General features: G+C 37.1%; 6 protein-coding genes and 1 tRNA gene. 4 read left to right on the top strand and 3 right to left on the bottom strand.

Features of this window, described 5'->3' with window-relative positions; genetic code table 11:
- Window positions 1-762 (bottom strand): LptF/LptG family permease (locus BSCG_RS0128025; RefSeq protein WP_032849836.1); only part of this gene is annotated, 762 nt, incomplete at its 3' end.
- Window positions 763-838: 76 nt separating this feature from the next.
- Window positions 839-1,225 (bottom strand): START-like domain-containing protein, encoded by a 387-nt coding sequence (locus BSCG_RS02600; protein ID WP_004306400.1) that lies wholly within the window; start codon window positions 1,223-1,225, stop codon window positions 839-841.
- 224 nt (window positions 1,226-1,449) lie between these two features.
- Between BSCG_RS02600 and BSCG_RS02605 the strand changes: the two genes are divergently transcribed.
- A tRNA-Met gene (locus tag BSCG_RS02605) sits at window positions 1,450-1,523 on the top strand.
- 180 nt (window positions 1,524-1,703) lie between these two features.
- Here BSCG_RS02605 and guaA read toward each other — a convergent pair.
- Entirely contained in the window at window positions 1,704-3,011 is a 1,308-nt protein-coding gene (gene guaA / locus BSCG_RS02610) for a glutamine-hydrolyzing GMP synthase (protein ID WP_004299035.1), read from the bottom strand.
- Window positions 3,012-3,362: 351 nt separating this feature from the next.
- Here guaA and BSCG_RS02615 point away from each other — a divergent pair, with 351 nt between their 5' ends.
- The 3 genes from BSCG_RS02615 (at window position 3,363) to BSCG_RS02625 (ending at window position 8,571) form a co-directional block, all read left to right on the top strand.
- Complete coding sequence (locus tag BSCG_RS02615) at window positions 3,363-3,944, top strand: RNA polymerase sigma-70 factor (protein ID WP_004309044.1); 582 nt, start codon at window positions 3,363-3,365, stop codon at window positions 3,942-3,944.
- A gap of 82 nt (window positions 3,945-4,026) precedes the next feature.
- A complete protein-coding gene (locus BSCG_RS02620) occupies window positions 4,027-5,217 on the top strand; it encodes a FecR family protein (RefSeq protein ID WP_008777363.1) in 1,191 nt (396 codons plus the stop codon).
- A 24-nt stretch (window positions 5,218-5,241) separates the two neighbouring features.
- Window positions 5,242-8,571 carry a SusC/RagA family TonB-linked outer membrane protein gene (locus BSCG_RS02625; RefSeq protein ID WP_008777362.1) on the top strand — a complete coding sequence of 1,110 codons (3,330 nt, stop codon included), beginning with the start codon at window positions 5,242-5,244 and terminating at the stop codon, window positions 8,569-8,571.

Raw genomic sequence — 8,571 nt, 5'->3', positions numbered from 1 at the left:
AACCATATTGAAATCGGAATTAAACTCAATAATGGTATGTTTTTCCCTGAATTCCTCGCGTCGATAAGGTACATTCTCCGATTTCATACTTTGAGCTTTCAGATTCTCAAATAAATCTCCGCTATACAAATGCAGCCAAAGATGCTGTTTATCCGCGGTCATCTCCAAACGCCCGGAATCAGCATATATAATACGTGCTTTCTCAAAGCCATCTTTCATACTATAAATCAGCACATCATATAGCATACCGGTCTTCCGGTTCTTCTTAGCTACCTTTAAATTATAGTCCTTGATTTCAGAATAGAAAACTCCTTCCGGAATGTCCAACTCCGGAGATTTTTGTTTCATCGAAAGGATCAGGGTTCCCAATTTAGCCTGGGCGATAGGACCTACTACATTTTGGAAATAGAATGAGACACCGACAAGTCCGCAAACGAAGAAAGCAAGCGGACGCATGATTTTAAGGAGAGAAATACCTGCGGCTTTCATCGCAAGCAATTCATAACGCTCGCCAAAGTTACCGAAAGTAATCAAAGAAGCCAGTAGCACTGCCAATGGCAACGATACCGGCACTAATGTTAACGCGGAATAAAAGAAGAATTGAGCCATTACGCTCATCTCCAATCCCTTTCCGACCAATTCGTCTACATATCTCCACAGGAACTGCATCATGAATATGAACAGACAGATGAAGAATGTACCAATAAAGAGCATCAAAAAACTCTTTACGATGAATATATCTAATTTCTTTATGCGTAGCATCTTAATAGGTTCGTGCAATTAGGATGCAAAATTAGCACAAAAAAAGGAGCATCGAAAATTTTTAGTTGAAAGTTAACTAAAAACCACAAGTTCTTCTTAATTTAGCTACTTGTGACTCCCACAATTCTTTCATATCATCTACTTCATCCGGCTCTGCGAAATCGGTAATTTCCAGCACATAATCACTAGTCAGCTCATTATAAGTCATCTTGATTTCAAAATAATCGCGCTCGTTTTCATCATCCAGCCAACGGAAGCGGATAAAAGAGAAAGAGCGAATGGCAATAATTTCTGCTTTCCTCTGTTCTGTCTTGCCCCAATGAAACTCTACTATTTTATCGTCAGAAATAACTTTGTCTGCAAACCAGTCCTCCAACCCGGTCGGTGTGCTAATAGCTCCCCAAAGTATATTTTTAGATGTTGCATTCAACAAATACTCCAAATGAATCTTTTCCTTTTTCATAGCAATTTCGAATTGTTTTTACGTGTGCCAAGATAAATACTTTTTTCTAAATACACCGCATAAATCAGACACTTTATTTAATTATTCTTTCATTATCGAGCCTCAAACTCCCTGTTTATAGGGAAAACCAAGACCCGTATTAAAGAAAAAACACAAAAAAGTTATGAATTGTTTTGGAGATTATAAAAAATCATCTATCTTTGCACCCGCAATCGAGAAACGATGGCGGGATAGCTCAGCTGGTTAGAGCGCATGATTCATAATCATGAGGTCCCCGGTTCAATCCCGGGTCCCGCTACTTGATAAGAATAAGGCATTTGGGAGGCTTCCACTTCTGGGTGCCTTTTTCTTTTTATCTCTTCGCGAAATCATTGTGAAATCTTCAATTACATTTCTACCAGAAGCCAACGTTGAACAATAAAAATAGCCTCAACTTACAAAAAATTGAGGCTATCGAAATATCATTTAAAAAGTTTTTCTATTCCCATTCTATAGTCGCATTAGGTTTCGGCGACATATCATAACAAACGCGATTTACATTCTTCACTTCTTTCAGAATACGGTCTGTTATCTTCATCAGGATAGGCCAATCAATCGGCTCAATAGTAGCCGTCATAGCATCCACCGTATTGACAGCGCGAATAATAACCGGCCAATCAAAAGAACGAGCATTATCACGTACACCCACAGATTTAAAATCAGGCACTACTGTAAAGTATTGCCATACTTTTTTATCCAGTCCGGCAAGTTGGAACTCCTCACGCAGAATGGCATCGGATTCACGCACTGCCTCCAAACGATCACGTGTAATAGCACCTAAACAACGTACACCCAAACCAGGTCCAGGGAACGGTTGACGGTAAACCATTTCATAAGGTAAACCTAACTCCAAGCCACAAGCACGAACTTCATCTTTAAATAATTGGCGCAATGGTTCTACAAGTTGGAATTTTAAATCTTCGGGCAAACCACCTACATTATGGTGAGATTTCACCATTTTAGCCGTTTTCGTTCCACTTTCCACAATATCCGGATAAATAGTACCTTGACCTAAGAAATCAATACCGTTCAGCTTACGCGCTTCTTCTTCGAACACACGAATAAACTCGCCACCAATAATTTTACGTTTCTGCTCCGGATCTTCTACACCAGCCAACTTATTCAGAAAACGATCGGTTACATCTACATACACAAGATTTGCCTTCAACTGGTTGCTGAATACCTCAACCACATCTTCAGACTCTCCCTTACGCATCAAACCATGATTAACATGTACGCATACCAGATTGTTACCAATAGCTTTCAGAAGTAAAGCAGCTACCACAGAGCTATCAACTCCACCCGACAGGGCCAACAATACTTTCTTATCGCCCACCTGACGCTTAATCAATTCTATCTGGTCATTGACAAAGTTCTTCATGTTCCAGTTAGCTTCAGCTTTACAAGTATCGAAAACAAAAGACTTTACTGCAGCCTTTATAGCCTCGATATCATCTGTAAATTCTGCCAACTTCACTTCACAAGTTGCTTTATCATGCCCTGCAGCCATGACAGGAATTCCCAAAGTATAGATAGCCGGATTTATATCAATAGCAACGCCATCGATTACATTATTCGGGCCACCATTGATAATAATACCCTTTACATTGGGCAATGCTTTCAGTTCTTCTACTGTGATATCGTGAGGATAAATCTCACTATAAACTCCTAATGCACGGATGGCGCGAGCCAATACCGTATTCTCATGACTACCCAAGTCAAGGATAACAATCATATCCTGCTTCATCTGATTTTGGTTGTTTTTAAGTTATTGTATTGTTATTATTCACTATCATTTTTCAAACGGTCTGCAAATATAAAGATTTTTAGAGAGACTATAATGCATTGATTCTCTAAAGTTTCAGAACAGAGTAACGTTTTTTGCTGTAATATTATTCCAAATAAAAAAATGATGTTACAAACAGGCAGCAAGAACAATATTTTATAAAATAAGGAAAGGGCTATTTCTCTATAACAACATTATTATTGTTGTATGAACTAAAGAAAAAAGTAGCATTCACAAACACTATAGGGTTTGAAAGGCTGCTTTTATCCTAGATATTTTATACATTTGCTGCATAAAACATAATATTTCACCATGAACGAAGAGAAAAGTTCCTTTATAAAAGGTATAAATGAGCAACGCCCAACCGCTTATCATCAGCTTTATAATGAATATTATAAAGCATTGGTGTTGTATGCCATCAACTTTCTCTCTTCCCAACAAGCTGCCGAAGATATTGTACAGGATCTTTTTGCAACTATGTGGGAAAAGAAAATGAGATTCTTATCATTGCCTTCTTTCCGAACTTATCTTTATAATTCTATACGAAATGCCTCTCTTAATTATTTAAAACATCAGAATGTAGAATCTCTCTATCTTGAACGCTTGGCAAGCACTTATCGAGAAATCACAGAAGAAGAAGATACCAATGAAGAAGAAGTATACCGACTACTATTTCGTGCTATCGATAAATTGCCAGCACGCTGCCGGGAAATATTCCTATTGCATATGGATGGAAAAAAGAATGAAGAAATAGCTACTGTACTAGGAATTTCGATCGAAACAGTAAAGACACAAAAGAAAAGAGCTATACAATCTATCAAAGAACAGATGGGCACATGCTACTTCTTGCTCCCCTTATGTGACATTTTGTATAGTTCGAAGTTTTTTTCGTAATCAAAATAATCTTTTTTAGAAAGTTTGTACCTCTTTTTAATCTTCATGTTGTCTTATTAACAAATGACAAGACAATAGATATATGAAAATAAAATCTGGTACAGAAGAATTAATAGCCAAATATCTCCTCGGTGATATTACAGAGCACGAGAAAAAACAACTTGACAATTGGATCAAGACCTCTCCACAACACGAAGAGTTTTTCAATCGTTTACGAACAAGCGCATCGTTTCGTAAGCGTTACGAGGCATATACACAGATTAACTCACATCAAGCATGGAAACATTTCAAAAAGAAATATTGCCAAGTATCAGTCACATCAATTCTCCTGAAATATGCAGCTATTTTAATATTGCCTATAATAATAACAGCAGGAGGATGGTACTTTTATACTGCTTCTGAAAAACAAATATCTGACAATCTAACCTTAGGAGATGCCATACAGCCAGGAATTCCTAAAGCGACATTAATTTTAGCCGGAAATGACAAGCAATCGCTTACTCCGACATACCCAACACCAGTTAAAGTTAATCATTCCACAACTGCTATAGCTCAAAATGGTGCGCTCATCTATCCATCAACGCCCAATATAAATATAGATATACCTCAAAAACAGCAGCCTGAAATAGTAGAAAAAAACACATTAACAACTGAACAAGGAAACGAATTCAGAGTAACCTTTGAAGATGGAACAACCGTACACCTCAATTATAACACAGAAATACGGTATCCTGTAAAGTTTAGTAAGACTAAACGCATGGTTTATCTAAAAGGAGAAGCCTATTTTAAAATAGCCAAAGATACTCGTCCTTTCTACGTTATCACTGACCAAGGAATAATCAAACAGTATGGTACAGAATTTAATGTTAATACATTCACCTCTGAACGAACAGAAGTCGCATTAGTGAAAGGGAGTATCAGTATTATTCCTCAAGGAAGTACACAAGAACAACTCATAGAGCCGGGCCAATTGGTACACATTGAACAGAAAGGTAACAATATATCTATATACAATGTAGACCTCACTCCCTACATAGCATGGAATGAAGGACGACTTATTTTCGAGAATCGTACTTTAGAAAATATTGTCGAAATTCTAGAACATTGGTATAATGTTAATATTTCCTTTGGCACTTCCGAGCTTAAACAACTGCGATTTACTGGTAATATGGATCGTTATGCCACAATCAGCCCGATATTAAAAGCAATAGCACGTACTACGAATTTACAAATAAAAATAGAAGGAAGAGAGATTTTAATCACAGACAATTAATTACTAATTAAACAAGAAGAAAGAATGAGAAAGACAAAAAGTAGAGAAAGAATCCGAATACTTTCTCTGGTAGTAGTATTATTACTATTACCCACAATGATGTTTGCCATTCCAGAAAGTGGCAAAAAAGTAACTTTAAATCTGGAATCTGTCACTGTCAAAGATTTTTTCGATGCTTTAAGACAACAAACCGGATTAAGCTTTGTCTACAATACAGAACAGACAAAGTCACTGAAACCCATCACTATCCATGTAAAAGATGAAACTGTGGATAACGTACTACGTACTGTTCTTAATGGTACAGGGCTTACTTATAGTATGGAAAGAGATATTGTTACCATCTCTAAAGTGGAACAACAAGGGGATAAACGTTCCGCAACCGGTATTGTATCAGATGAAGAAGGATCCCCCCTGCCTGGTGTTAATGTTGTGATTAGTGATCTTCAACGATTTGCCATAACCGACAACAATGGTAAATATAATATAGAGATTCCAACTAATACCGCATGTACTATCACCTTTTCATATATCGGAATGTCTACTCAACAAGTGATGATTAATAGTGGTCGGAATGATGTACGAAAAAATATTACTCTAAAAAGTGATACTAAATTAGATGAGGTTATCGTTACTGGAATTTATACTCGTAAAGCGGAAAGTTTTACTGGAGCAGCAACTACTATTTCGAGCAAAGATCTGATGCGTGTCGGAAATCAGAATGTGTTCCAGAGCTTGAAAAATCTGGATCCTACAATATACATTGCAGATAATTTTGATATGGGCTCCAATCCCAACAGTGTTCCGGATATGTCAATGCGTGGAACTTCCAGTTTTCCAACGACAGAAAGCAGTTCTTTGCGCAGCAACTATCAAAATCAACCCAATCAACCTTTATTCATTCTTGATGGTTTTGAAACAACTGCTGAAACAATAATGGACATGGACATGAACCGAATTGAAAGCATTACAATTTTAAAAGACGCCTCAGCAAAAGCTCTCTACGGTTCTAAAGCAGCCAATGGTGTAATTGTTATTGAAACAAAACGTTTAACCGGAAATCAACAGCGTATTACGTATAATGGTAGTATTTCTTTGGAAATGCCAGATTTAACCAGTTATGACCTTTGTAATGCATTTGAAAAATTGGAAGCAGAACGTTTAGACGGAGTATATACAAGTAGTAGCGCCAATACACAAATCCAATTAGATCAATTATATAATGGACGACGAAAACTTGCATTAGAAGGATTAGATACATACTGGTTATCCAAGCCACTTCACACTGGCATAGGACATAAACATAACCTAAATATAGAATTAGGCGATTCCCAAAATTTACGTGCAATCTTAGACCTTACTTATAATCAGATTACTGGGGTTATGAAGGGATCTGACCGCCGCAATATATCGGGTGATATAAATTTATCATACAGACATAACAAACTATTACTAAAGAATATCCTATCAATCATATCTAACAAAAGTAATGAGTCCCCTTATGGAGAATTTAGCGAATATTCCAGAATGAATCCATATTGGCAAGCAACTGATGAAAATGGGAATATAGTTCAATGGGTAGAACAAATTGGCTCAACATCAACCAAAGTAGCTAACCCTATGTATAATTCTATTATCGGAACCAGCTTTACTTCCAGTTATTTACAATTCACCAATAATTTTTATGCAGAATGGCAAGTTGATAAAAATTGGAAAGCAACAGCACGTATAGGAGTCTCTGAAAAACGAAATGATATGGATGATTTCTATCCCGCCTCACATTCCATTTTTGCAAATGTTAATGATATACTTAAGCGTGGTAAGTATATTATAGAAAATGGTAAATCCAGTTCTATTTCCGGAGACTTGAATATAAACTATAATAATCAATTTGGTAAACATACTATCTTTGGAAATGCCGGTGCCTTTATCTCCGGAGAAAAATCATCGGCATATCGACACACGGCAGAAGGTTTCCCCAATAATCAGAAGGCAGATATTTCATTCGCAAAACAATATGCAGAAAACAGTACCCCTACTGGTTATTCCACAATTAACCGTGAAGCCAGCTTCCTATTAGCCGCTTCGTATGATTATGACAATCGTTATTTAGCCGATGCAACTGTGCGGGAAAGTGCATCTTCCTTATACGGTTCAGATAACCGTTGGGCCAATAGCTGGTCTTTTGGTATTGGATGGAACCTGCACAATGAAGCCATCTTGAAAGGTGTTGGATGGATTAAACAGTTAAAACTTCGGGCCTCGATTGGTTTGACTGGAAATCAAAACTTTGATACCAACGCAGCAATTGCTACATATAATTATTACACAGGTATCGTATATGGAGGCTTAGCTGGCAAATTTACAGGAGCTTATTTAGCTTCCATGCCTAACTCCCAATTAAAATGGGAACAGAAAAAGGATCATAATATAGGAATTGATATGAGAGTTGCCGGATTATCCCTTTCTGTTGACTATTACTCAGCAGATACCAAAAATATGTTAACCGATGTAACAATCCCAACTTCTACAGGATTCGCAATAGTAAAAGATAATTTAGGATTGGTACGTAATTCTGGAGTTGAAGCTAAAGCTAATTATACAATATGGCAAGGAAAAGAAGGTTTTGTAAATGTATATGGAACATTTGCCTATAACCGAAATAAAATAATTCGTTTGTCAGAGAGTATGCGGGCTTACAATGAAAAAATGATGAAACAAGCAGAAGATAATAATACCTCTGCACCTGTATTAATGTATCAAGACGGATTATCTATGAAAACAATATGGGCAGTCCCTTCAGCCGGTATTGATCCGCAAACCGGACAAGAAATATACATTAAAAAAGATGGTACCTACACTTATACTTATTCAGCCAATGATATGGTCGCTGCTGGTAACTCCGATCCTAAGTATCGTGGTACAGGCGGTTTCACAGCCGAGTATAAAGGTATCGGATTAAGCGCTACTATAAGTTATCTTGCTGGTTGTCAAATGTATAATTCAACCCTCGTCAGTCGGGTGGAAAATGCAAATATTGCTTACAATGTGGATCGCCGATTGCTAATTGGTCGTTGGACTACTCCCGGACAAGTAACACCATACAAGAAATTTAACTCTGAAACAACCACACGTGCTACCACTCGCTTTGTACAGGATCGACGTGAATTATCACTCTCTTCCATCAGTGCATATTATGAGTTTCCCAGTTCCATTTATAAGAAATTAAGTATGCAACGCCTGCGTTTATCATTCTATTTAAATGATATTGCAACGTTCTCTTCTATAAAAATAGAACGAGGTTTAAATTATCCTTTCGCAAGAAATATGTCGTTCTCATTAACAGCCACTCTCTAA

It is taken from the genome of Bacteroides sp. 2_2_4 (assembly GCF_000157055.1).
GTDB classification, from domain to species: Bacteria; Bacteroidota; Bacteroidia; order Bacteroidales; family Bacteroidaceae; genus Bacteroides; species Bacteroides ovatus.
The sequence above is the reverse complement of the archived record's forward strand: the minus strand, read 5'-3'. Positions and strand labels throughout refer to the sequence as shown.

Coding starts and splice junctions, on each gene's coding strand:
- BSCG_RS02625 (WP_008777362.1), top strand. CDS start 5,242: ATGAGAAAGACAAAAAGTAGAGAAAGAATCCGAATACTTTCTCTGGTA.
- guaA (WP_004299035.1), bottom strand. CDS start 3,011: ATGAAGCAGGATATGATTGTTATCCTTGACTTGGGTAGTCATGAGAAT.
- BSCG_RS02600 (WP_004306400.1), bottom strand. CDS start 1,225: ATGAAAAAGGAAAAGATTCATTTGGAGTATTTGTTGAATGCAACATCT.
- BSCG_RS02615 (WP_004309044.1), top strand. CDS start 3,363: ATGAACGAAGAGAAAAGTTCCTTTATAAAAGGTATAAATGAGCAACGC.
- BSCG_RS02620 (WP_008777363.1), top strand. CDS start 4,027: ATGAAAATAAAATCTGGTACAGAAGAATTAATAGCCAAATATCTCCTC.